The organism is Bacillus sp. FSL K6-0268 (genome assembly GCF_038005425.1).
In the GTDB taxonomy this organism is placed as follows: Bacteria; Bacillota; Bacilli; order Bacillales; family Bacillaceae_G; genus Bacillus_A; species Bacillus_A thuringiensis_S.
Map to the genome: position 1 here is coordinate 3,759,703 of NZ_JBBOTF010000001.1, position 24,650 is coordinate 3,784,352.

Here is a 24,650-nt window from a genome sequence, read left to right on the forward strand (position 1 = left end):
TAATCAATTAATTAGAATTAGTGTAATAAAAATATTTTTATACTAAATTGTGTGAAGTTTAAAGAGGGAAATTATAGGGTTTTTATATAAAAGGAGATAGATGTAAAGTGGATGGTATTTCTTTTGTTATTGTTAATTATAATACAAAATACATAACTGAAGATTGTGTTAATTCAATAAGTAACAATAAAAGTCTGGAAAAATTCAAGTATGAAATTATCATTGTTGATAATGATTCTAGTGACGGGTCTAGGGAATATTTTAAAGAACAAGCATTTATTAATACTACAATAATTGAAAATGATAATAATGAAGGATTTGGAAAGGCAAATAATTTAGGCGTTCAATCTTGCAAAGGTAAATATATAGTTTTATTAAATAGTGATACCCTTGCAGGAGAAACCGATTTCAAATTACTGATAGATACAATGCAGCGTAATAATAATATAGGAGTTTTGTCTGCTAAAATATTAAATAGAGATAGTAGTATTCAGTCTCTTGGTTTTAGTTTTCCTAGCTTAATAAATGAATTGAAATTAAATTTTTTATTTTGGAATTTTAATTTTATGAAAAGGATCAGGTTAAAGGGCTATAAGAATAAAGGCTTATTTAAGGTTGACTGGGTTTCAGGAAGTTTTATGGTTATTAGAAAAGATGATTATTGTTCAGTTGGTGGGTTTGATGAAAATATATTTATGTATGCGGAAGATTTAGAGTTATGTTATAAGTTGTATTTAAATCATAAATATAGTTATGTCTTAGATGAAACAGCTATATATCATTTACATGGAGAATCAGGTAATAAAAGTAAAATAACATTAAGCAAATTAATAAAAAGAAGAAAAAACTATAATTATGTTATACAAAAACATAAGATGTCAAATTCCTTTAAATTGTTGATTATGAAAGCTATATATTTTATACATGCTGTAATATTAGTAACAATAAAAAAAATCAAGGCATAGTAAATCGTGTGCATTTGAATTTATAGAGTATTATGTAGGGAGAAAACATTTCTGCTTCTCCAAATAAGGTTGTACGACAAATGTGGCTAAAAGTAAGTTGTAAATTATACTTATTTACAACTTATCTTGAATTGAAATATTTTAGGTTTCCTTATACTCTTAATTTTAAATGTTTAAAATCTAAATCAAAAAGGGAGTATTTTAATGATTTCATTCATAGCGAGATATATGAAATTAATTTTATTTAAGAAGAAATGGCGTAAATTAAATAGACACAATTCCACAAACCCAGGAAACATTTTCCCTGCTGATTTAGTTACAGTAGGGAATTTTTCATATGGAAAATTAAATGTAAATTCTTATGGTAATAAAAACGAAGAATTGATGATTGGTAACTTGGTTTCAATTGGTGGGAATGTACTTTTCATGTTAGGTGGAAATCATAAATATGATTGTCTAACAACATATCCCTTCAAGAAAAAAATTTTGTTTAAAGAAAGTGAAGCAATTACTAAGGGTCCTATCATCGTAGAAGATGACGTTTGGATTGGAAATAACGCAATAATTTTGTCTGGTATTACAATTGGGAAAGGTGCTATTGTGGCAGCCGGTAGTGTGGTAACTAAAAATGTAGAGCCTTACAGTATAGTAGGAGGAAATCCAGCCCAATTAATTAAGTATAGATTTAGTGAAGAGGTAATAAGACAGCTTCTAAATGTAGATTTAAGTAAAATAGATATGCAATTTATATTAGAAAATGAAGAACTATTATATAAAACGATTAATGAGGATAATTTAAAGGAATTGCTTCTTAAGTTATCTTAAAAAATATTTTAAGATAACTATACTTGTTTTTACGTTTATAGGTGACTTGTTGCCTATTATAACATTTATGATTTTTTCTAAAGACTAATTTATTAGAACGCTAAAGTAATTCTAATGCGTAATTATATAACATTATATGTGAAATAGAGGGCTGTAGTTTGAAACTAATTAAAGATATCTTAAAAGTTTTTAACTCAAATGTATTAATGCTACTTAGTAATATAATTTTAAGTATATTCCTTCCATTATCATTAAGTGTTGATGAATTTGGGGAATATAGAAAGTATATACTGTATATATCTTATATAGCCATCTTCAATTTAGGGTATATAGATGGTATTTTTATTAAATACGGTGGCAAAAATTTAGAAGATAATAAGAAAAGTTTAAGAGCAGAGCATAAGTTTTTAGTAATCTTTCAACTTATTGTTACTATTATTTTAATATGTATATCAGTTTTGGAAAAAGATATTTTACTGTTGTTAATTTCACTTTCTATTATTCCGATAAATGTTAATGGTTTTCATAAAATGCTATATCAGTCAACAGGTTTATTCACTAAGTATTCTAGAATAAATATACTATTCACTATTTTTAATCTGATTTTCATTGGATGTTTATTAGTATTAAAGATTGATAATTCTTCGTATTATATAGCTGCGACTTTGATTGCTAATATTTTGCTATTATTAATAGTAGAGTATGACTTTTATAAACTAGTTGGTGGAATAAGAAATGATCTTAAAATAAATTATTTGTATTATTTTAAAGTCGGAATTTTTATTTTAGCGGGTAATTTTTCTATATTGCTATTCAATAATATTGGTCTGTGGATAGTAAATTTTTTCTTTTCAATTAAAGAATTTGCACAATATTCTTTTGCAACGTCGATGTTAAACATGATTCTTTTAGGAGTTAGCTCAGTTGGTTTGACTTTTTATAATTATTTAGCAAGAAATGAAGATAAACAAATGGTTAAACTCACAACAAAAATATTGATTATATTAGGAATAATAGCTGGATGTATATTCTTTATTTTAAAATTATTTATAAGTAAAATCTTACCTCATTATTCAGCTTCGTTGGATATTATAGCTGTTTCATTTGTAAACTTACCATATATTATGGTTATTAATGTAATACTTATAAATCTCTATAAGGCTAGAAAACAAGAAAAGAAGTTTTTTTTAATAGTAGTTACAATGTTATTTATTAGTACAATATTAAATTTTATTTCTTTTATTATATTTCATTCTTTAACTTTAATAGCCCTTGCAACAACGATTAGTTATATAATTTGGTTTCTTGCTTGCACAAACATAGATTTCAAATATCTTAAAAGTGATTGGACGCAATTGTTTGTATTATCTGTCCATTTCGTTGTGTTTTTAGCTTGTTCAAATTATTTAAATTGGGCTATTGGGTTATTAATTTATAGTGGAGTAGTTTTAATTTTAATGTTTATATTCTATAAACAGGATTTTTTGAAATTAATAAATATGGTTAAAAAAGTTAGAAATTAAATTATTGGTATATATACCCTATTTTATTTAGCGGTGTATATATCATCTATTCTGTAACTAGGGGGACTAAAATGAAAGGCATTATTTTAGCAGGTGGTAGTGGAACTCGTCTTTATCCATTAACAATGGTTACAAGTAAACAATTACTACCTATTTATGATAAACCAATGATTTACTATCCATTATCAACGTTAATGTTAGCAGGAATTCGTGAAATTTTAATTATTTCGACACCAGAAGATACTCCACGTTTTGAGGCATTATTAGGTGATGGCTCTCAATTTGGAATTTCACTTCAATATAAAGTTCAACCAAGTCCTGATGGTTTAGCCCAGGCATTTATTATTGGTGAAGAGTTTATTGGTAATGATTCTGTCGCTATGGTATTAGGGGACAATATTTATTATGGTAGTGGACTTCGCAAAATGTTACAACGTGCGGCGAATAAAGAAAAAGGTGCTACAGTATTTGGTTATCATGTAAATGATCCAGAGCGTTTTGGTGTAGTAGAATTTGATGAGAATGGGAAAGTATTAAGCGTAGAAGAAAAACCGGAAGAGCCAAAATCAAATTATGCAATAACTGGTTTATATTTCTATGATAATCGTGTAATGGAAATTGCTAAAAATGTTAAGCCATCAGCACGTGGTGAATTAGAAATTACATCTATAAATGAAGCATATTTAAATAGTGGTGAATTAGAAGTTGAATTATTAGGTCGTGGATACACATGGCTAGATACAGGAACTCATAAGAGTCTAGTAGATGCAACAAACTTTGTGAAAACAGTTGAAGACCATCAAGGAATTAAAATCGCTGCTCTTGAAGAGATTGGCTTTATTAATGGCTGGATTAATAAAGAAACTCTAATTGAATCAGGTAATCAATGCTCTAAAAATGGCTATGGTCAATATTTATTAAAGGTAGCAAATGGTAGCATTAAATACTAATTTGGAGTGAACATAATGAAAGTTTTAGATACAAACTTATTAGGCGTTAAAGTGATTGAACCAAAAGTGTTTGGAGATCATCGTGGTTGGTTTATGGAAACTTATAGCGATAAGGCAATGAAAGAAGCAGGAATCGAACTGGAATTTGTACAAGATAATCAATCATTTTCAGCAACAAAGGGTACGCTTCGCGGCTTACACTATCAATTAAATCCTAAGGCGCAAACTAAGCTTGTGCGTTGTACACGTGGATCGATATTTGATGTGGCAGTAGATATCCGTAAGGGAAGTCCTACATATGGTCAATGGTTTGGTATTGAGCTAAGTGCAGAAAATAAAAAACAGTTATTAGTTCCAAAAGGGTTTGCACATGGATTTATGACATTAACTGATGACGTTGAGGTTCAATATAAAGTTGATGAACTTTATGCTCCCGAGTGTGATCGAGGAATTATTTGGAACGATGCTGAAGTTGGTGTTGAGTGGCCAATGGAAATTCAGCCAGTACTATCTGAAAAAGATAAAAAAGCACCTTCATTAAAAGAAGCAGAAAATAACTTTGTATACGGGGAGTGAAAAAATGAAAATTTTAGTAACCGGTTATAATGGTCAGCTTGGATATGACGTAGTAAAACGTGGAGAGAAGCAAGGACTAGAAATGCAAGGTATTGGAATAGAAGATTTAGATATTACAAACGAAGCTGCGGTTTATGAATTTGTAGATAAAGTAAAACCAGATGCAATTATTCATTGTGCAGCATATACGGCTGTTGATAAATCTGAAGATGATAAAGAACTTTGCTGGAATGTGAATGTAGAGGGTACAAAATATCTTGCTACAGCAGCAAAAAAATTAAATGCTAAATTTGTTTATATTAGTACAGATTATGTATTTGATGGAGAAGACACTCATGCATTTGTAGAAACTGACGTACCTAATCCGGTTGGATACTATGGTTTAACAAAGTATGAGGGAGAAAAAGTAGTTAGAAGCTTGATAGATAACAACTTTATTGTGCGTATTTCATGGGTATTCGGTATTAATGGAAATAACTTTATTAAGACAATGCTTCGTTTAGGTGAAACACGTAATGAACTGAACGTTGTGGGAGATCAAATAGGATCACCAACTTACACGTATGATTTAGCTCGTTTGTTAGTTGACATGGTCGTAACAGAGAAATATGGTACATATCATGCTACAAATGAAGGCTTCTGTAGTTGGGCTGAATTTGCGCAAGAAATCTTTGAAATAGCAGAACAAGATGTGAAAGTAAATAGTATTACAACAGAAGAGTATCCTACTCGTGCAGTACGTCCTAAAAATTCACGTATGTCTAAGCAGAAATTAATTGATAATGGATTTGAGCCATTACAAGATTGGAAGAAAGCGACAAAACATTATATTACACAATTACAGCAAGAGGTGAAATAAGATGGAAAAAAAGAAAGTATTAGTAACAGGTGGCGCGGGTTTTATCGGAGGAAACTTTGTACATTATATGGTAAATAAATATCCAGATTATCATATTGTAAATTTAGATGTATTGACATATGCGGGAGATTTAACAAAGCATAAAGATATTGAGGACAAAGATAACTATTCATTCGCTAAGGTTGATATCGTAGACCGTCAAGCAGTAAACCAACTATTTGAACAAGAAAAATTCGATTACGTTGTGCATTTTGCTGCAGAGAGTCATGTGGATCGTTCTATTGCTGAACCTGAAGTGTTTATTAGTACAAATGTATTAGGAACACAAGTATTATTAGATGCAGCGAAAGCATTTGGTATTACTAAATTTGTCCATGTATCGACAGATGAAGTATATGGTGAATTAGATTTTGATCCAACTACATTCTTTACAGAAGAGATGCCTTTACAACCAAATAGCCCATATAGTGCAAGTAAAGCTTCTTCTGATCTATTAGTTCGAGCATATCATGAAACATTTGGATTACCAATTAACATTACACGTTGCTCAAACAACTATGGGCCATTCCATTTCCCAGAAAAATTAATTCCATTAACAATTTCACGTGTGTTAAATGATGAAAAGGTTCCTGTATATGGAGACGGTAAAAATATTCGCGACTGGTTACACGTTATTGATCATTGTGCCGCAATTGATCTAGTTATGCATGAGGGTGCAAATGGAGATGTTTATAATGTTGGCGGACATAATGAGCGTACAAATTTAGAAGTTGTTCAAACAATTATTAGTACGCTTGGTAAGTCTGAGGAATTAATCGAGTTCGTTCAAGATCGATTAGGCCATGATAAACGTTATGCGATTGATCCGACGAAGCTAGAAAAATTAGGCTGGAAACCAACTTATACATTTGAAACAGGGATTGCTCAAACAATTCAGTGGTATTTAGATAACACTGAGTGGTGGGAACAAATTATTAGTGGTGAATACAAGAAATACTTTAAGGAGCAATATAGCATATAAGCTTCCTAATAGAGGAAAGAGGGTATAATCATGTACAAAATAGCAGTAGCAGGAACAGGTTATGTAGGTTTAGTAGCGGGTGTATGCTTTGCAGAAGTAGGGCATCAAGTAACCTGTGTTGATATTGATGAAAAAAAAGTAGAGTTAATGAAATCAGGTGTTTCACCAATTTATGAAGCTGATTTAGAGGAATTAATGCAGAAAAATTATGCTGCTGGAAGAATTAATTATACAACAGATTACAAGTCAGCATATAAAGATGCAGATGCTATTTTCATTGGAGTTGGAACCCCAGAGCAAGCTGATGGTTCTGCAAACCTTTCATATATTGCAACTGTGGCAAAACAAATTGCCGAAAGTGTAGAAAAAGATTGTCTTGTTGTTGTAAAATCGACTGTTCCAATTGGAACAAATGATAAAGTAGAGCAGTTTATTCAAGACTTTTTAGTTAATAATGTGAAAGTTGAAGTGGCATCAAACCCAGAATTTTTAGCTCAAGGTTCCGCTGTTCATGATACGTTATATGCAGAAAGAATTGTTATCGGTACAGAAAGTAAATGGGCAGAAGAAGTATTAACGAATCTTTATAAGCCATTTCATTTACCTATCGTTTCAGTAAACAGACGTTCAGCTGAAATGATTAAATATGCATCTAATGATTTCCTAGCTCTTAAAATTTCTTACATGAATGATATTGCAAATCTTTGTGAATTGGTCGGAGCGGATATTCAAGATGTTGCAAAAGGTATGAGTTTTGATGAGCGTATTGGAAGTAAGTTTTTAAATGCAGGTATTGGATTTGGAGGTTCATGCTTCCCTAAAGATACGAAAGCATTAGAATATTTAGCAAGACAAAATGGTTACGAGTTAAGAACAGTAAAGGCTGTAATTGATGTGAATAAAGATCAAAAGACTTTATTATACAAAAAGGCGAGTCAGCGGTTAATTACTTTTAACGGTCTTAAAGTAGCGGTGTTGGGTTTAACATTTAAACCTGGTACAGATGATTTAAGAGAAGCTGCATCCCTTGAAAATATTCCTCTATTATTAGAGCAAGGTGCTGATATTTATGCATTTGATCCAGTCGGTGCAAATAATTTTGCAAAAGTGTATCCAGAAGGAAGCAATAAACATGGAAATATCACATACGTAACAAATATTGAACAAGCTTTAGAAGGGGCAAATGTTTGCTTTATCTTTACAGAATGGGGAGAAGTTAAGGCGTTAACTCCAGAAATGTATAAAAAATTAATGAGGACACCTTTAATTTATGACGGAAGAAACATATATGATATTCAGTCTATGCAAGAAGCGGGTATAGAGTATCATTCTATTGGTAGAAAATCAACAAGTAGAGACCGTAGGAAGGAGCTGTCTAATATTGAATTACAAACCTCTAAATAATGAAAAAAAATACCTTGTCACTGGAGCAGCTGGTTTTGTAGGATACTTTTTATCTAAAAGATTACTAGAACAAGGTTGCCAAGTAATAGGTGTTGATAATATAAATGATTATTATGATGTGAACCTTAAATATGCTCGTTTAGAGCAACTTAAGCCTTATGATAAATTTACTTTCATTAAAGGTGATATCTCTGATAAAGATATGATTACTAAACTTTTTGAGGAGCATAAGCCAAATATTGTAGTGAATTTAGCTGCGCAAGCGGGTGTAAGATATTCAATTGAAAATCCAGATGTATATATTCAAAGTAATGTTATTGGTTTTTATAATATCCTAGAAGCGTGTAGACATTACCCAGTAGATCATCTTGTATATGCATCATCTAGTTCTGTGTATGGAGCTAATAAAAAGGTACCATTTGAGGAAACAGATTTTGTAGACAATCCAGTATCACTTTATGCATCTACTAAAAAATCAAATGAGTTAATGGCACATACGTATAGTCATTTGTACAAGATTCCTGCAACGGGATTACGTTTCTTTACTGTATACGGTCCTATGGGACGTCCAGATATGGCGTATTTTGGATTTACTGATAAGTATTTTGCTGGTGAGTCAATTAAGATATTTAATAATGGTGATTTTGAAAATGACCTGTATCGTGATTTTACTTACATAGATGATATTGTTGAAGGAATCCAACGTCTTTTAAGTAGTCCTCCTAAAGGTAATGTGGAACACAAAGTGTTTAATATAGGGAATAACAACCCTGAAAAGTTAATGGTATTTATTGAGACATTAGAGAAAGCATTAGGAAAAGCATTAGGAAGAGAAGTTATATTTGAAAAAGTATTTGAGCCTATTAAACCAGGAGATGTACCGGCTACTTATGCATCAACTAATTTATTGCAAAAAGCTGTAGATTTTAAACCTAAAACTTCTATAGAAAAAGGTTTACAGGAATTTGCTAATTGGTATGTAGATTATTACAAAGTAAAATAATTAAAAGCATGGTTACTGAGCAGAGAATATACTAGTTATAGAATTTCATTCTTAGTATAATAGACTAAATTAGTTTTAGTATTATCTGGACATTTATTCAGAATAAATGAAAGAAGAGGTCTATAGTAATGAAAAAGAAAATCCTATTATGGATACTAGGGATTATAGGAGTAATGATTATAGGTGGAGGAGTATATGCCTATAATGTATATTCAAAAGTTTCAAAAACATTAGATGAGGTCCATAAACCATTAAAGCGTGACGAAGGTAATAAACAAGAAGAAAAAATTAGTAAATCAGCACCAGTTTCCATCCTATTATTAGGGGCCGATGAACGTGGTGAAGATAAAGGACGTTCAGATTCTTTAATGGTCATTACATTAAATCCTAAAAATAATTCAATGAAAACAGTAAGTATCCCCCGTGATACATATACAGAAATCGTTGGAAAAGGTAAAAGTGATAAAATCAACCACGCTTATGCATTTGGTGGCGTAGACATGTCTGTTGCAACAGTAGAAAAATTCTTAAATGTTCCTATTAATTATTATATTGAAGTGAATATGGAAGGTTTTAAAGATATCGTTGATGCAGTCGGTGGAGTAGATGTAAATAATGATTTAGAGTTTACACAAAATGGTCATCATTTTGCTAAAGGTAATGTGCACTTAACAGGTGATCAAGCGCTAGCATTTACACGTATGCGTAAAGAAGACCCGCGAGGTGACTTTGGTCGTCAAATGCGTCAACGCCAAGTGATGCAAGCTGTTATTAAGAAAGGCGCAACTTTCTCTTCTTTAACAAGTTATGGTGATGTGTTAACAGCAATTCAAAAGAATGTGAAGACAAATTTAACGCAAGATCAAATGTTTGATATGCAAAAGAATTATAAAGATTGTCTACAGAATAGTGAAGATATTCAAATCCCAGGTGACGGCCACAAAGCTGCTGATGGTATTTGGTACTACTATGTTCCGGATGCTGCAAAACAAGATTTAACGAATAAATTAAGAGCGCATCTTGAAGTGACTAAGTAGTATGTAATAACCCAACTCCTTTGGAAGGAGTTGGGTTTATTTTTGCATGGATTTATATTAGTATTATATATTGTGAGATTAATAGATGAGGTGAATCGATGAATAAGAAAGCAGTACTTGTCCTTGTTATTTTTGTATTGTTTGTTGCTTCGGTTGTGAGTGGTAAACTGTACTGGAATAAGAAGATTGCGAATGCAACAGGACAAACACAAACAAGTGAAGTAACGAAAACAAAAGCTGAAGTGAAAGATAGCGGAGCGAAGAAAGAAGAGAAAAAGGAAGAGAAAAAACAAGATACGAAGTCATCTTTTAATGAAGCATATGCGAAGAATTTGCCAGATGCAGTGAAAGAGAAGTTAAAGAAAGCTGCGGAGGATAAAAAGGCAGTAAATCTTGTTATTGTTGGTGATGAAGGTTCTTCATCTGAAAAAGGTGCTTGGGCAGCTAAGTTAACGGCTAATTTAGAAGCTGCTTACGGTAAAGGTTTATGGAATGTGGCTGTAAAGGAATATAAGGGTGAAAGCACAGAAGAGTTAATCGTGAATAAGCGTGATAAAGAGATTGCGAAAGAGAATCCAGATGTGATTTTATTTGAACCACCATTTATTACTGATAACGGTAAAACTGGTAATGGGAACTCTGTTGCGAGTACACAGAAGTTTGTTCAAGCACTTTCTACTAGTGCAAAGGGTGCTACGATTATGATTCAACCATCAAATCCAGTGTATGGTGCGAAAAATTATCCGAAAGCGATTGAAGCATTAAAACAATTTGCAACGCAAAATAATTATACATATATTGATCATTGGGGAGCATGGCCGGATGCATCAACAAAGGCTATCCTACCATACTTAAAAGAAGAATTTGGTTTCCCAACTGCTAAAGGTCATGAAGTTTGGGCACAATATGTAACGGATTATTTTGTAGCTAAATAATAAAAGGGGAGAGGGTATCGTCGACAAAATATGTTCGACAATACCCTCTCTTTTTTTGTACAATTTTTGCTATACTAAACTGTACTATAATACATGATGGAAGGAGGAGAATGATGAAAATACTTGTGGTTGATGATGAATCGAGTATTCGTAATTTGATTCGGATGCAGTTGGAGATGGAAGGTTATGAAGTATTGGCAGCGGCTGATGGGAGAGAAGCTTTAGAGCGATGGAATGAAGGGCCGGATGTATTGATTTTGGATGTTATGCTTCCGGATACGGATGGGTATGAGTTGCTTCGTTTGTTCCGCGAGAGGGATAGGGATATTCCGGTGCTTATGTTAACGGCAAAGAGTCAGATGAATGATAAGTTGCTTGGATTGCAGCTTGGTGCTGATGATTATGTGACGAAGCCGTTTAATTATGCGGAGCTTATTCTTCGGGTTAAGAATATGGCGCGGCGTGTAAAGAAGACGGAGACCGCTGTAAGTCATGAAGTAATTGAGGCTGGAGAGATAGTGATTTGTCCTAAGGAAAGAAAGGTACATGTGAGTGGACAAGAGATTCAGTTAACGTACCGAGAGTTTAATTTATGTCAGTTATTTGTTTCAAATCCGCAGCGTGTGTTTATGAGGGATGAGTTGCTTGAGAAAGTATGGGGATTTGAGTATATCGGAAATACGAGAGCAGTTGATATTATGGTGCAGAGACTTCGAAAGAAGCTTGGGACGAGCGGAGAATATATTAAGACAATTTATGGCGTTGGCTATAAACTGGATTGTTAAGTGGTGATGGTATGTCTTTAAAGCGAAATATGGTGTTTGGAATAGTTGGGCTGTTAATTCCGATTTTTGTTCTTTTATATGCAGTTGTTTATATTACGTTAGAAAAGAATATGTATCATAACGCAGCAAATTCTTTAGAAAAGTTAAGTGTAGAAGCACAAATTTATACGATGAATTATTTAGAGAAGGAAGCAGAAGTGGATACGCTTGGTCCTAATTCACTTTTAATTGCGTCGTATTTAGCGAAGCGTATGGATGTCCGTGTGCAGATGATCGGGAAGAATGGCGATGTTGTTGCAGATACACAAAAAGGAGCATTGCTTCACCGTAACATCGACATTGAGAGTTCCTTGAAGGGAAAGAAGTCTTATGTTTTTGAGGAGGCGGATCCAGCTCCCATTCTTTTGTTTTCAAGCTCGGTTTATTATGGAAACGATGTCATTGGAAGTATTCGTTTTATAAATGAGTTAACGGGTGAGAAGGAAGTTTTAACAAATGTGAGCTGGACATTCTTAATGGCGTCCCTTTGTTTAGTAGCTGCGGGTATTTTCTTTGCGATTCGTTTGGCGAAGTCTCTTCATAAACCAATTGATCAGTTGAGACAAATGGCACAGCGGCTCGCGAATGGTGATTATAAGAGTAAGATTGAGTTAAATGAGTACGTGGAAATCGCTCAGCTTTCAGCATCTTTTAACGCGATGGCCGATGGAATTGAGCTGCATATTAAGCAATTGCAGGAGGAGAAAGAGAAGCAGAAAGATTTCCTAGACCGCATTACGCATGAGCTGAAAACACCGCTAACGGCAATTATCGGTTATGTTGATTTAATTCCGAAGTTACAATCGAAAGAAGATGTACAGGAAAGTCTTCGTTATGTGGCTGTGGAAAGTGAGCGTTTATTATCACTTGTAGAGGAACTGCTTAAGTCTTCGAAATATGGGAAGAGTACGTTTGAAGTGTCTCCTACAGTTGTGAATATAAAGGAATTGGCAGAAGAAGCAGTTTCAATTGTGAAGCCTCGCCTAAATCAATTTGAAATTGAAGTGATAAATGAGTTAACGGGTGTACATGTTGTTGCAGATTTTGATAAGACGAAGCAAATTTTCTTAAATGTGCTTGATAATGCAATTAAGTATAGTGATGCTTCGCACATTCGTATGAATGTAATTGTAAATGAGCATGAGGCGAAGGTTTTTGTTCATGATGATGGGATCGGTATAGATGAAGTGGTGCTTGCAGAGTGGAATGAGTCTCCGAAAGGAAAAGCACTTCCTTCTAGTTACGGGAATGGTTATGGTTTGTATATTTGTCAGGAGATTATGAATAAGCAGGGCGGAAGCATGCGGATTGAGAGTAGTGAAGAAATAGGTACTACAATATTCATTACATTTTTGCTTCCGAGAAGGATGGAAGACATAAAAAACTTGAAAGCGGTTAAATGATACATTTATGAAACAATTATGCGGTATTTTCGAAACAACGTTTTTTTATCTTGGAGGTAGGCAGAAATGAAAAGGCTATCATTTCAAATTCTTATGTTTGTCATTTGTATGATTGTTTCTCTTGTTTTGTTTTATGTTATGGAGAAGCAAATCTATAATCGAATTAACATTGTAAATGATAAACAAGCCGTTTTACAAAGGGTGAATGAATCTCTTCCAATTGAAGTGAAAGTAAGACATGAAAAGTGGGGAGAAATTGTTGTAACGGATGAAGTTCGTTTGCATACGATTGTTTCATTCTTTGACCGAATTCGAATAGAACCTGAGGGCGTTAAGAGCCAAGAACAAGTATTTACTGGAGAAGTAACGTACTTGAATGGACATAAGCGTACTTTTGCAGTAGGTGACTTGTTCCAGTATGGGGAAAATGTATACGGAAAGAATGGCATGGATCCGATGATTTCAGCACTTCAAACGTATTTGTTAAGCCTGTATTACACGCCAGAGCGTATTAGTGATTTCTTTGCTTCAGCAAAGGATGTCGTAGTACGTCAAGGTGATGTGGTACGTACTATCAATCTTACGCACATACTTGATTCTATTCGGTACGCAAAGCAAATTACAGATTACGGAGAAATTCAGAAGTTATTACAATCGCAGAATGAACCGATTGCTTATATTACAGCTTATAAAACAGGTAAGCGTGTAAAGAATGATCGTGAAGATATTCTTACGATTTCTGTGTATCCATCGTACTTTGTGGTGCAATATCTCGGTGATAATAACGGAAACGTCATGTATATGAAAGGCTCTCTAGCAGAGTTATTCGTAAAGGAGAATGCGTCATGAGAAAGATAGCCTTTTTCTTCTTTTTGCTAGTAATTGGAGGAGCGATGTCTAGTTGCTCTCGAGATACAACCTCTATTAAATATAGTAAAAATGGTCTCCCTATTTTGGATGATCGTCATATTGTTGCGTATGTAGCGGCTCGTGAGGAAGTTGGTGAAGCGTTACTTTCATCATTTTGTAAGTCACGCGGATGTACGTATGAATTTATTCGCCTTTCAACAGAAGAACTTCTTCGTAGAGTGGAAGAAGAAGCTGGCAATCCGAAGGCGGATATTATTATTGGCGGTACAGTAGATGCGCATCAAATGATGAAGCAAAAAAATCTTTCTATTCCTGTGATAAGCCAACATGCAAATCGTATTTCAAAGACTGTTAAAGATAAAGATGGTTATTGGTACGGTTATGAAGTGGAGAAGCTAGCAATTGCGATTAATAAAGAGCGGTGGAACGAGGAAATAGCGCCGCTCGGTCTCTCGTATCCGTTAAGATGGAAAGATTTATTGAATCCAGTATATAAAGGAAAGATTGTCATGCCCGATCCAAATGTTTCAGGTACAGCATATACGTTTTTTCAATCACTTATTGATACGTTAGGTGAAGAGGAAGCGAAGGAATATGTGAAGAATCTGGCAGAACAAGTTGGAGAAGTAACAGTGAATGGTTATATCCCAGCAGAACTTGTTGCGAGCGGTGAATATATGATAGGCATCAACTTTATGGGAGATCAGAGAATGCTTCAAAAACAAGGCTTTCCTATTTTAAGTAACGAACCTGAGCAAACAGGGTTATCCGTTAATGCGATTTCTAAACTAAAACGTGCACCGAGTGGTATTATTGCGGATTTATTTATTGATTATTGTTTATCAGAAGAAGCGGGTCACATTTTAGAAAAAGTGTCGTTTGGCGTACCAACGATGTTTGCGAAGAATGAGAAAGAAATAGAAGGACAGCCGGTTAGAAGGACGAACCAAAATATATCAAATAGCGGGATAATCGAGATATGGAATAGACAGCGTCTCTCTCTGAAGTGAGAAAAGGAGACGAAAATATATGTTTAAATGGCTCAAGCCAGCACCTGCAATTGAAAGATTGCCAGCGGATATGATCGACCGTGTATATCGATTACTACGTATTCGTGTGTTAATCGGGATTTCAGTTGGATATGCTGCTTATTATTTAGTTCGTAGTAACTTTACGTTATCAAGTACGTACTTAGTACAAGAATATGGTTTTAGTACAGCTGAAATTGGTCTACTAGGTTCAGTAATGGCAATCGTTTATGGATTTAGTAAGTTCTTTATGGGGAATTTATCAGATAAAGCTTTCGCCCAGCGCTTTATCGCAGTCGGTTTATTCTTATCAGGGCTTGTAAATATTTGTTTTGGCTTTGCATCATCATTTGGGATGATTGTTACATTACTTGTTGTTAACGGTATTGTACAAGGTATGGGAGCACCACCTTGTAGTATTGTTATGACGAAATGGTTCTCAAAGAAAGAACGTGGTACGAAAACAGGTCTTTGGAATATTTCACATAACGTTGGTGGAATGCTTGTGCCACCACTTGTCGGAATTGGTGTAGGTATTTTTGGTGAAAACCATTGGCAAGGCGGCGTGTTTATTTTCCCTGCAATTATCGCAATGGTAATTTCAGTTCTTGTTTGGATTAATGCGAAGGATACACCAGAATCTGAAGGTCTTCCTCCAATTGATGAGTATCGTAATGACTATGAAAATCTTGAAAAAGCAGATAATGCTAACAAGATGTCACCAAAAGAAATTTTAATGAAGTATGTAGTGAAAAATAAATTTGTATGGTTCTTATGTATTGCGAATGCTTTTGTTTATTTAATTCGTTTCGGTGTTATTAACTGGGTTCCGCTTTATTTAACGACAGTTAAAGGATTTTCAAAAGCAGAAGCGCATGCGGCATATGCAATCTTTGAAGGTATGGCAATTCCAAGTTCATTAATCGTTGGTTTTTTAAGTGATAAATTATTTAAAGGAAAACGTATGCCATTATGTATTATTAGTATGGTTGGGGTTGTTATTGGTACGTTTATATATTGGCAAGCAACTAGCGTACTTGTTGTAAGTATTGCAGTTTCTATTATCGGTTGTTTAATTTATGTACCACAGTTCTTAATCGGTTTAAGTGCGATGGAATTAGTACCGAAATTTGCAGTAGGTACGACAGTTGGTATGTGTGGTTTATTCGGTTATGTAGGCGGAAGTCTTGTAGCTAACGCAGCAATTGGTGTTATTGTTGATCGTTCTGGCTGGGATGGTTGTTTCATCTTACTATTAACAGGAGCGGTTTTATCAACAATCTTCTTATTTATTGTTCAACGTGGACATGAGAGAAAAGATCCTAAAGTAGCGTAATATTTTGTTTGAAAAAGCTATCCAATTGTGTGTGATTGGATAGCTTTTATATTAGAAAAAACAAACAGTATGAAAAATTGCAGTTTAATATATAAATGATTTTTGTTAATTAATATAATTTTTTTAGATTCCATAAACCAAATAGATACATGGTTATACCGAAAAATCCGCCGCCACAGATGAAAATTACAACCTTAAATAAAGAAATAGAGATTTCCTCTGAACCTACATAGGGAAGGATATAATTCATAAAAACAAACATTTGAAAGCCCCAAAGCACACCTGCTTTTAAGCCAGCTTTTCTTAATTTTTTCTTGTGTTGTAAATATTCTTCTTTTGTTGCACATTCAGTATCACTTAAACCTTTTTTCTTGAATTTAAAGGCTAAGTAATTAGCGTAAATCATATTAGATAGAAAAATGAATATTGTCCCTATAGATATTGTGTGATTCATAGTATCAACAAGTAACATAATAAGCATTACCAACATATTTAACCACCACAAACCAATTCCAGCTACAGATAACTCTTTATTGATTTCTTGTTTTTGGTATTCATCTCTCTCACTTAGTGTTCCAACAAAACTATTATAAACTCTTTCTTTCCATTCAATTTTCATCATTTAATCTCCCTCCCAAAATAGACTATTTAAATCTGTTTTTAGTGCTTTTGCTAATTCGATACATAAGGCTAAAGAGGGATTATATTTCTTGTTTTCAATTAAATTTATTGTCTGTCTCGCCACGTTAACTTTTTTAGCTAACTCTAGTTGCGATAGCCCTTCAGATTTTCGATATTGTTTAACGTTATTCAAATATAACCCTCCCATTGATGGTTGTAGACCTCGTGTACCGAAATGTCATTTATATGTGACATTTTATAATTGAATAGATGAAATGTCAAATATATATGACAAAATAGCTATGGTGCAATTAGGAAAATGATTTTAATGATTCATTTTGGCAAGAAGTATGTTAATAAAGAATGGCTTCCATTCAATTAAAATTGCTCTTTTTCCTTTCCTTAAATCTATCTTAAAAGATATAATGTCATATTTCTAATCATTGGAATTTTTGTTACAATATAAATGGATGTGTAAAACTTTGTAAAAATAATGTAATAATATGTAATCTATTTTCAGAAAGTTTTATACAATTTTTATATTAAACTATTAAGTTATAAAAGGGAGCGAGAATATGTTACCAAATACGGTTCGTACTCCAAACAAGAAGAAGAAATGGATTATTATTGGGGTTATTGCACTAATTGTTATTGTAGCAGCAATTAATATTTTTGTTATGCAAGGGAAGAAGAAGGGTGCATCAACAAATGCTGATGCTGTAAGTTTTGAGAAAGTGACAGAGCGTAAGCTGAATAATACGAAGTTAATTTCTGGTCAGGTGAAGCCTGGTAATATTGAAAGCTTCTATGCAGATCCGGCTAAAGGGAAAGTGAAAGATATTGAGGTAAAAGAAGGGCAAGAGGTAGAGAAAGGTACGAAGTTATTCTCTTATGATAATGAAGAGATTAACCTTCAAATGAAGCAAGCTGAGCTTGATCAGAAGATGGCGGATATGCGTTATGATCAAGGAAAAAAGAAGATTGATTCGCTCAAGAAAGAAATTAAGAAGGCGAAAGATAGCGGAGCTGGGAAAGAAGTAACAGATCCGATGGACGAGCAAGTAAACGAATTAGAGATAGCTCAAAAGACAACTGATCTTGAGAAAGAAAAAGGGAAGTTGCAGAAAGAAGAGTTAAGTAAGAAGCAGAAAGAGCTTACGATTTATAGTAATTTCGCTGGTGTTGTTCAAAAGTTAGATAAAGATGCGGCGCAAAGTTCATCTCAAGCGTTAGGTGGTCAAGGAAAATCGTTTTTACAAGTAGCTTCTAAAGATCCATTCCAAGTTCAAGGTACGTTAACTGAGCTTCAGAAGTCACAAATTCAAAAGGATCAAACATTCACTGTAACTGCAAAAGCAAATAGCAAGAAGAAGTGGACAGGTAAGATTACAGAGGTAAGTGAGTTCCCAACGAGCGCAGAGATGGCGCAAGCTGGCGGCGTGGGTGAAGCAACTCAAAATATGTCTCAGTATACATATAAAGCAAGTCTTGATAGTCAAGACGGTTTATCTCCAGGTTACCACGTTTCTCTGCAAGTAAACTTAGAGAATAAGACGATGATTGCTGTTCCAAGTAAAAGCATTGTAGAAAAAGGCGAGGATGCATTTGTTTATGTTGAGGAAAAAGGGAAGCTTCGTAAACAAAATGTGAAAAAAGGTTCTACTGATGGAGACTGGACAGAGGTTGTAGAAGGCGTAACAGTGGGGCAAAAGGTGGTTAAAAATCCTTCCGACGATGTGTATGACGGAATGGAAGTGAAAGAGAAATGATTACGTTAAATAATATTGCTAAAACATATTATCAAGGAAAATTGGCGGTGCCGATTTTGCATGGTATTAGTTTAACGATTCAGAGCGGTGAGTTCGTTTCGATTATGGGACCGTCTGGTTCTGGTAAGTCAACGCTTATGAATATTATTGGTTGCTTAGATCGTCCAACAGAAGGCGAATATAAGCTGAATGACGTGAATATCTTAACAGCAGACGAGTCAAAGCTTGCTTTAATTCGTAATGAATATATTGGGTTTGTATTTCAGCACTTTAATTTACTGCCTCGTCTTTCCGCGGTGGAAAATGTTGAGCTTCCGCTCGTATATGGTGGTGTGAAGAAAGCGGAGCGTCGTAAGCGCGCTTTGGAGGCGTTAGGTAAAGTTGGATTGGCAGATCGCGTGCATCATTTACCGAACGAATTGTCAGGTGGACAGAAGCAACGTGTAGCGATTGCAAGAGCGATTGCAAATAATCCGACGTTCATTATGGCCGATGAACCAACTGGTGCACTTGATACGAAGTCTGGTGAGCAAGTTATGGATATTTTCACGAAGCTTAATGCAGAAGGCACAACAATTGTTATGGTTACGCATGAAGAGGAAGTAGCAGCGTATTCTTCCCGCCGCATTGTACTGCGGGACGGGAAAGTTACAGAAGATAGAAGGTGTGCGGTATGAGTTTACTAGATAGTATAAAAATTGCCCTCTCTTCTATTTTAGCTCATAAATTGCGTTCAGCTCTTACGATGCTCGGTATTATTATCGGGGTAGGTTCAATTATTACTGTCGTTGCGATTGGGCAAGGCGGGGAAGCGATGCTGAAGTCGAAATTCGCAGGTTCTGGTGGTAATAACCTTATGCCAATTCAATTTAAACCAGATATTAATGATGAGTTTGCTATAGGTGGATTTGAAATGCCGAAGTTAACGGAAGAGGATATTTTGGAAGTAAAACAAGTGAAAGATGTTTCACATGTTATTACGACAAACCAGAATTCAGAGGTGCTTGATGTAAATGATAAAAAAGCAAATCTGAATGTTATTGGTCTTGATAATGAATATTTTGCGGTTAATAAAGTAAAGGTCGTAAAGGGACGTACTTTAAATGAATCAGATATTTCTCATGCAAATAACGTCGTGATGATTAGTACAAAAACAGAAGAGACGTTATTTAAGGGCGTAAATCCAGTAGGACAAATTATTGAGATGAAAGGACAACCGATGCAAATTGTCGGTGTGTATACATCTGATAATGAATTTATGGGATTTGAAATGGAAGAAGCGTTAATCCCTCTTACGTTATGGCCTGTTTTATACGGAACAGATGAAATTCAAAGTATCGCAATTCAAGCTAAAAATGTAGACGATTTAGAAGCAGCAGGGAAACAAGCTGTTGATGTATTAAATAGTCGTAAGCCAAGTGAAATTCCGGGTAAATATGAACTGGTTAATTTAAAAGAATTCCAAGAAAATGTTTCTAAAGTTACTAACATTATGACGATGATCATCGGTGGTATCGCTGGTATTTCATTAGTCGTTGGTGGTATTGGTGTTATGAACATCATGCTCGTATCTGTAACAGAGCGTACGCGCGAAATTGGGATACGTAAAGCACTTGGAGCAACGCGTAGTAAAATTTTATTACAGTTTTTAATTGAAGCCGTTATGTTAACACTTCTAGGTGGTTTAATCGGAATTGGTCTTGGGTATGGCGGAGCATATATCGTTTCCACATTCGCAAAATGGCCACCGCTTGTTTCGTGGGAAGTTGTTGTTGGAGGCGTACTGTTCTCGATGACACTCGGTATTATTTTCGGATTAATTCCAGCAAATAAAGCTGCGAAATTAGATCCAATTGAAGCATTGCGTTATGAGTAATTAATAGTGTAGTAGAACTACACATTACCGTTCTAGTGGGCGGTTCGTAGCCTCTTGCATGAGGAAGTGAACCGCCCGTTAGAACGGGTTATATAAATAGAAGGAGGCGTTATAATGGAAGCAAATATTAATACGCAAGATGTAGGTGCGAAGAAGCCATCATTATTAGGAATGATTACTTCTCCAGGTGAGCAATTTGAGAGAATGAAGACGAAAAGTCCGGTTTGGGGAGGGTTTTTCTTATTTCTTCTAATGGGGACAATCTTAGCAGCAGCGGTATCTTATTTAGGATTACTTAATACCCCGGAGTTGGCGAAGCTGGTTAAGGATGATACGACAGGCATAATGAAATGGACTACACTTGGATTTGGAGCTATTGGAGGTCTAGTTGGAACAGCTGTTGGTCTTTTTGTAGTAGCAGGATTTTATAAAGTTATTATGATGTTTATGAGTAATGATACTCCATATATGAAGATACTATCTATTTATATATATGCCAATGTTGTCTTTTATGTTGGTAGTCTTCTTAATGTAGCTATAGGATATATTTTAGGTGGGAATGGCGCTGATAAATATACAAGTTTAGGGCCTTTATTTGAACAAGGAACAATTGCATATGGCATTGGTTCTGCATTTGAAGTCTTTAACATTTGGAGTTTAATTTTAACTGGCTTAGGCTTGCATATTGTTGCTGGTTTAAGTAAAAAACAAGCAATAATTTTAATTTCTATATTCTTTATCCTTACAATTGGGTTTAGTATGTTAGGCGGCATGTTCTCTGATTTCGGTGCATAACATATTATTTTAAAAAGGTGGCTCTTCGGAGTCACCTTTTTTATTTTTATCCCTATTTCAAATACCACCAACAAAATTTCAAATACTACATAGTGTAATTTCAAATTCCATCGGTAGTATTTGAAATTACTCACAGTGAAATCTTTTCTTTATTTTTATATTGTGAAGGTACCGCGGAATACTAGAAAGGTATACCTTTTAGAAACGGGTACTGTGTGAAGCCAGCGACTTTTACAGAGGCAGTTGTTTTGTATGAAGGAATGATTGTAAATCAAATAAAGAAATTAGGTATTCGCCAAGATTATGAAGAGTATTATCAATGTGGTTTAATTGGTCTTTGGCATGCGTATGAAAGATTTGATGCAAAGAAAGGGTATTTCCCTGCATATGCACTTGTAACGGTGCGTGGTTATATATTAGAAAGATTGAAGAAAGAATCTACTGTACAAGAAAGATGTGTATGTGTAGGAGAGTATGAGGATATTTTTCATTTTGAAGATGTTGAAATAAGAGTGAAGGATTTTATGAGTGTGTTAGATGAGAAGGAGAAGTATATTATTTTTGAACGTTTTTTTGTAGGAAAGACGATGGGAGAAATCGCTTTAGAGACGGAAATGACATATTATCAAGTAAGATGGATGTATCGGCAAGCACTCGAGAAAATGCGAAATAGTGTAAGGGGATAAATATTAATATAAGAATGGAAGGCAAGAGATGTTGCTTTCCATTCTACTTGTTAGTTTAATGTAGTAAATGCAACAAGGGGTTTTTAAATTGTAGTGAATCTTGCATGTTCATACGAGATAGTATGTATCCAGCTTTTAATAATTGTTGCTGCAATTTATGGGGACTAATAGATATTGTTGTAGTAGTGCCATTTGAAAAATGTATTTTAGCCTCTTTAATCTTTTGGCAAAACTCTATATCATGTATGTGGTTATAAAATAGCCATATACAGTTTGGAGATGAAGGAGATTCTGTTGGAAAAGTACAAATGTATTCCCGATGATTAATTGGAATTGGAACGTTTTGTTTGAATCTAAAATTTGTTTGGACTGCATTACGCCTGCCTTGATAAGTAGAATGAATCTGGGTTAAGCAAGATTTCTTGATGAGTTGTAGTGCGGTTTGGCAGGAACAAAGATCATTTCCGCTACTGTCAATAATTTTTGTACGGTAATAAGGGTGATTGTATGGAACAAGCATCATAGTAGAACTAGAAATAATAATGTTATTTTCATCATTCATGATTTTAAGTCCTCCCTTATAAAATTTATATTTCGAATATAATTATATACGGAATAATTAAATTAATTGTTAATATTTTGTTTTGTATTGTAAATCTTGTTTATTCGTTTACAATCAATAGGTGATAGTCTTTCTAATTTGCATCGCTTGTACATATATATGAAAATAGAAAAGAGTAGGCGGTGATATAGTATGAAGAAAAAGTATATTATTATGGCTTTAGTTGTCATTCTCCTAGTATATTTAGCAAACAGCAATCCGAGTAAAGGAGAATATACAGAATGGGCAGCGAAGCAGTTTATGAAGCGTAATGATGTGAGTAAGAAGCTAGATGAAGTTCAAAAAGAGAATGAAGAGGGTCTTCTTGGCGACTTGGCATCGGCTGGTAAAAAGTTAGCGAAAAAGTATGTTGAGCCACAAGTTGGGTTATTAATTGATCATTATACGAAGCGAAATGATTATATATTCTTCTCAACATATACGACTGAGTTTGATATAGGTGAAGAACATTATAAGTACGTATGCATCGGTTTTTCAAAGATTTTTATTCCGATTGAAATGCCGAAGAAAAAAGACGAATCTGCAAAATGATGCAGATTCGTCTTTTTCATTTTATAGAGTAATTGGAATTTCAGATACATTTTTTTCTACAAGGCGAGCTCCCTTTTTTCTTGTATTTTCATCAATGGATGAAAATACAGATGAGGCAAGGATTGTATCCATTACTTGATTTACGACTTTTGCATCAATTGGTGTGATGGGCATATCGATAGAAAAAACGACTGTTTTTCCATCTTCTTTCGCGAAAATCAATTCCAGTACTTGCATGTGTTATTCCCTCCTTTGTATTTATCCCGCTATTTACGGGATTCGGGTCTGCCGGTTAAATTGCGAGCTAATAATCAGCGGGGATGAATAAAATCCCTACTGATCTGAAGTTTTACTTTATAGTTTAGAAAGATCTGATGTGCTTACAAGTTGTACAGCGTGAAGTGGTGATGCCTGTAAGGAAGCAAGAGCATGAGCTACGTTGTGTACTTGATCTAAGCTCGCATTTGTTTTAACACGTTTAAATTGTTTGCTCTTGAAAACTGTTTTGCCGTTCTTATCTAATCCGTTGTTTAAGACAAGACGTAAAGTTAAATCCATTACGATTGTTTCAATTGCCATGTGTATCACCTCCTTTCACTTTATAAATAGGGTACAAATGTCATGTTTTGGCGTGAAATTTTTTCTTTTTTTTGGTACCCTTAAAAGATTAAGAGAGGAGAATTCTGGATAATGAATCGTAAATGGTTATTTTGGATTCCTGTATTACTATGGATGGGGCTGATTTTCTATTCTTCGGCACAACCATATAAAAAGCAGGATATGCGTTCAGATATTGAACAATATGTAAATGTTGAATTTGTAAAAGAGCATTTTTCATGGGTATCTATTGATTATGGTGGAGGAACCCCTGTTAGTATTGCGAATAAAGGTGTAGGCGGATTTATTGAGTTTTTCCTTCGTAAAGGTGCTCATTTTATGGTGTTCTTTATGCTAGGTTCATTGATTTATTACGCTTTTCATCGATCAGGTCATTCGAGGAAAAGATGTTTTATATATGCCATTCTTTTCGTTGCGGGTTATGCAACATTTGATGAAATTCACCAATGGTATACGGGGGACCGTACACCAATGTGGCAAGATTCATTGCTTGATACGTGCGGCGGATTAACGGGAATTATAATAAGTAATTGGTTTTGGAATAGAAAAAAGCGCTAATCTCATTTCGAGATT

General features: G+C 34.2%; 28 protein-coding genes. 23 read left to right on the top strand and 5 right to left on the bottom strand.

Annotated elements, in window-relative coordinates; genetic code table 11:
• Positions 1-107: 107 nt before the first annotated feature.
• The 16 genes from MHI28_RS19300 to MHI28_RS19375 all read left to right on the top strand — a co-directional run bounded on the left by MHI28_RS19300 (position 108) and on the right by MHI28_RS19375 (position 16,559).
• Positions 108-965, top strand: a complete 858-nt coding sequence (locus MHI28_RS19300; protein WP_340828182.1) for a glycosyltransferase family 2 protein — start codon at positions 108-110, stop codon at positions 963-965.
• Positions 966-1,169: 204 nt separating this feature from the next.
• Complete coding sequence (locus MHI28_RS19305) at positions 1,170-1,790, top strand: CatB-related O-acetyltransferase (RefSeq protein ID WP_000622805.1); 621 nt, start codon at positions 1,170-1,172, stop codon at positions 1,788-1,790.
• Positions 1,791-1,948: 158 nt separating this feature from the next.
• Positions 1,949-3,313 carry a lipopolysaccharide biosynthesis protein gene (locus tag MHI28_RS19310; protein ID WP_000766911.1) on the top strand — a complete coding sequence of 455 codons (1,365 nt, stop codon included), beginning with the start codon at positions 1,949-1,951 and terminating at the stop codon, positions 3,311-3,313.
• A 71-nt stretch (positions 3,314-3,384) separates the two neighbouring features.
• Positions 3,385-4,263, top strand: coding sequence for a glucose-1-phosphate thymidylyltransferase RfbA (gene rfbA, locus MHI28_RS19315; protein WP_000676102.1), 879 nt, complete (start codon positions 3,385-3,387; stop codon positions 4,261-4,263).
• A 15-nt stretch (positions 4,264-4,278) separates the two neighbouring features.
• Positions 4,279-4,839, top strand: coding sequence for a dTDP-4-dehydrorhamnose 3,5-epimerase (gene rfbC, locus MHI28_RS19320; RefSeq protein WP_000865814.1), 561 nt, complete (start codon positions 4,279-4,281; stop codon positions 4,837-4,839).
• A 4-nt stretch (positions 4,840-4,843) separates the two neighbouring features.
• Positions 4,844-5,698, top strand: a complete 855-nt coding sequence (gene rfbD / locus MHI28_RS19325) for a dTDP-4-dehydrorhamnose reductase (protein ID WP_000699476.1) — start codon at positions 4,844-4,846, stop codon at positions 5,696-5,698.
• A 1-nt stretch (position 5,699) separates the two neighbouring features.
• Positions 5,700-6,719, top strand: coding sequence for a dTDP-glucose 4,6-dehydratase (gene rfbB, locus MHI28_RS19330; RefSeq protein ID WP_000412305.1), 1,020 nt, complete (start codon positions 5,700-5,702; stop codon positions 6,717-6,719).
• Between the two features lie 30 nt (positions 6,720-6,749).
• The gene (locus MHI28_RS19335) at positions 6,750-8,123 is read left to right on the top strand and encodes a UDP-glucose dehydrogenase family protein (RefSeq protein WP_000276548.1); all 1,374 of its coding nucleotides are present in this window, start codon (positions 6,750-6,752) and stop codon (positions 8,121-8,123) included.
• Positions 8,101-9,126 carry a GDP-mannose 4,6-dehydratase gene (locus MHI28_RS19340; RefSeq protein ID WP_001107058.1) on the top strand — a complete coding sequence of 342 codons (1,026 nt, stop codon included), beginning with the start codon at positions 8,101-8,103 and terminating at the stop codon, positions 9,124-9,126. Before MHI28_RS19335 ends, MHI28_RS19340 begins: the two co-directional genes overlap by 23 nt.
• Before the next feature lie 128 nt (positions 9,127-9,254).
• Positions 9,255-10,163 carry a polyisoprenyl-teichoic acid--peptidoglycan teichoic acid transferase TagU gene (gene tagU, locus MHI28_RS19345; protein WP_000727149.1) on the top strand — a complete coding sequence of 303 codons (909 nt, stop codon included), beginning with the start codon at positions 9,255-9,257 and terminating at the stop codon, positions 10,161-10,163.
• Positions 10,164-10,261: 98 nt separating this feature from the next.
• On the top strand, positions 10,262-11,098 hold the full coding sequence (locus MHI28_RS19350) for an SGNH/GDSL hydrolase family protein (protein WP_001034178.1): 837 nt from the start codon (positions 10,262-10,264) through the stop codon (positions 11,096-11,098).
• A 113-nt stretch (positions 11,099-11,211) separates the two neighbouring features.
• Entirely contained in the window at positions 11,212-11,883 is a 672-nt protein-coding gene (locus MHI28_RS19355; protein ID WP_000699556.1) for a response regulator transcription factor, read from the top strand.
• An 11-nt stretch (positions 11,884-11,894) separates the two neighbouring features.
• Positions 11,895-13,325: a HAMP domain-containing sensor histidine kinase gene (locus MHI28_RS19360; RefSeq protein WP_340828184.1), complete on the top strand. Its 1,431-nt coding sequence runs from the start codon at positions 11,895-11,897 to the stop codon at positions 13,323-13,325.
• Between the two features lie 66 nt (positions 13,326-13,391).
• Positions 13,392-14,174, top strand: coding sequence for a DUF3919 family protein (locus MHI28_RS19365; protein ID WP_000826618.1), 783 nt, complete (start codon positions 13,392-13,394; stop codon positions 14,172-14,174).
• Positions 14,171-15,205 (top strand): ABC transporter substrate-binding protein, encoded by a 1,035-nt coding sequence (locus MHI28_RS19370; RefSeq protein WP_001225650.1) that lies wholly within the window; start codon positions 14,171-14,173, stop codon positions 15,203-15,205. Before MHI28_RS19365 ends, MHI28_RS19370 begins: the two co-directional genes overlap by 4 nt.
• A gap of 19 nt (positions 15,206-15,224) precedes the next feature.
• Positions 15,225-16,559, top strand: a complete 1,335-nt coding sequence (locus tag MHI28_RS19375) for an MFS transporter (protein ID WP_000477603.1) — start codon at positions 15,225-15,227, stop codon at positions 16,557-16,559.
• A gap of 109 nt (positions 16,560-16,668) precedes the next feature.
• Here MHI28_RS19375 and MHI28_RS19380 read toward each other — a convergent pair whose 3' ends face one another.
• Positions 16,669-17,181: a DUF3278 domain-containing protein gene (locus tag MHI28_RS19380; RefSeq protein ID WP_000975590.1), complete on the bottom strand. Its 513-nt coding sequence runs from the start codon at positions 17,179-17,181 to the stop codon at positions 16,669-16,671.
• Complete coding sequence (locus MHI28_RS19385; RefSeq protein ID WP_001067014.1) at positions 17,182-17,373, bottom strand: helix-turn-helix transcriptional regulator; 192 nt, start codon at positions 17,371-17,373, stop codon at positions 17,182-17,184.
• 382 nt (positions 17,374-17,755) lie between these two features.
• Between MHI28_RS19385 and MHI28_RS19390 the strand changes: the two genes are divergently transcribed.
• The 5 genes from MHI28_RS19390 (at position 17,756) to MHI28_RS19410 (ending at position 22,306) form a co-directional block, all read left to right on the top strand.
• The gene (locus MHI28_RS19390; protein ID WP_000937312.1) at positions 17,756-18,949 is read left to right on the top strand and encodes an efflux RND transporter periplasmic adaptor subunit; all 1,194 of its coding nucleotides are present in this window, start codon (positions 17,756-17,758) and stop codon (positions 18,947-18,949) included.
• On the top strand, positions 18,946-19,626 hold the full coding sequence (locus MHI28_RS19395) for an ABC transporter ATP-binding protein (RefSeq protein WP_000631619.1): 681 nt from the start codon (positions 18,946-18,948) through the stop codon (positions 19,624-19,626). The genes MHI28_RS19390 and MHI28_RS19395 overlap by 4 nt, the downstream gene beginning before the upstream one ends.
• Positions 19,623-20,825 carry an ABC transporter permease gene (locus tag MHI28_RS19400; RefSeq protein ID WP_000054362.1) on the top strand — a complete coding sequence of 401 codons (1,203 nt, stop codon included), beginning with the start codon at positions 19,623-19,625 and terminating at the stop codon, positions 20,823-20,825. The genes MHI28_RS19395 and MHI28_RS19400 overlap by 4 nt, the downstream gene beginning before the upstream one ends.
• A 114-nt stretch (positions 20,826-20,939) precedes the next feature.
• A complete protein-coding gene (locus tag MHI28_RS19405) occupies positions 20,940-21,620 on the top strand; it encodes a Yip1 family protein (RefSeq protein ID WP_000387926.1) in 681 nt (226 codons plus the stop codon).
• A gap of 215 nt (positions 21,621-21,835) precedes the next feature.
• A complete protein-coding gene (locus MHI28_RS19410) occupies positions 21,836-22,306 on the top strand; it encodes a sigma-70 family RNA polymerase sigma factor (protein ID WP_000801296.1) in 471 nt (156 codons plus the stop codon).
• Between the two features lie 55 nt (positions 22,307-22,361).
• Here the strand turns inward: MHI28_RS19410 and MHI28_RS19415 are convergent, their stop codons facing one another.
• Entirely contained in the window at positions 22,362-22,868 is a 507-nt protein-coding gene (locus MHI28_RS19415) for a competence protein ComK (RefSeq protein WP_000997457.1), read from the bottom strand.
• Positions 22,869-23,060: 192 nt separating this feature from the next.
• Here MHI28_RS19415 and MHI28_RS19420 point away from each other — a divergent pair, with 192 nt between their 5' ends.
• The gene (locus tag MHI28_RS19420) at positions 23,061-23,459 is read left to right on the top strand and encodes a DUF4359 domain-containing protein (RefSeq protein ID WP_000731399.1); all 399 of its coding nucleotides are present in this window, start codon (positions 23,061-23,063) and stop codon (positions 23,457-23,459) included.
• Positions 23,460-23,480: 21 nt separating this feature from the next.
• Here the strand turns inward: MHI28_RS19420 and MHI28_RS19425 are convergent, their stop codons facing one another.
• Both MHI28_RS19425 and MHI28_RS19430 read right to left on the bottom strand, forming a co-directional pair.
• Positions 23,481-23,696 (bottom strand): DUF2922 domain-containing protein, encoded by a 216-nt coding sequence (locus tag MHI28_RS19425; protein WP_001197587.1) that lies wholly within the window; start codon positions 23,694-23,696, stop codon positions 23,481-23,483.
• A 117-nt stretch (positions 23,697-23,813) separates the two neighbouring features.
• On the bottom strand, positions 23,814-24,038 hold the full coding sequence (locus MHI28_RS19430; RefSeq protein ID WP_000963861.1) for a DUF1659 domain-containing protein: 225 nt from the start codon (positions 24,036-24,038) through the stop codon (positions 23,814-23,816).
• 111 nt (positions 24,039-24,149) lie between these two features.
• Here MHI28_RS19430 and MHI28_RS19435 point away from each other — a divergent pair, with 111 nt between their 5' ends.
• Positions 24,150-24,635: a VanZ family protein gene (locus tag MHI28_RS19435; RefSeq protein ID WP_001080704.1), complete on the top strand. Its 486-nt coding sequence runs from the start codon at positions 24,150-24,152 to the stop codon at positions 24,633-24,635.
• Positions 24,636-24,650: the final 15 nt, after the last annotated feature.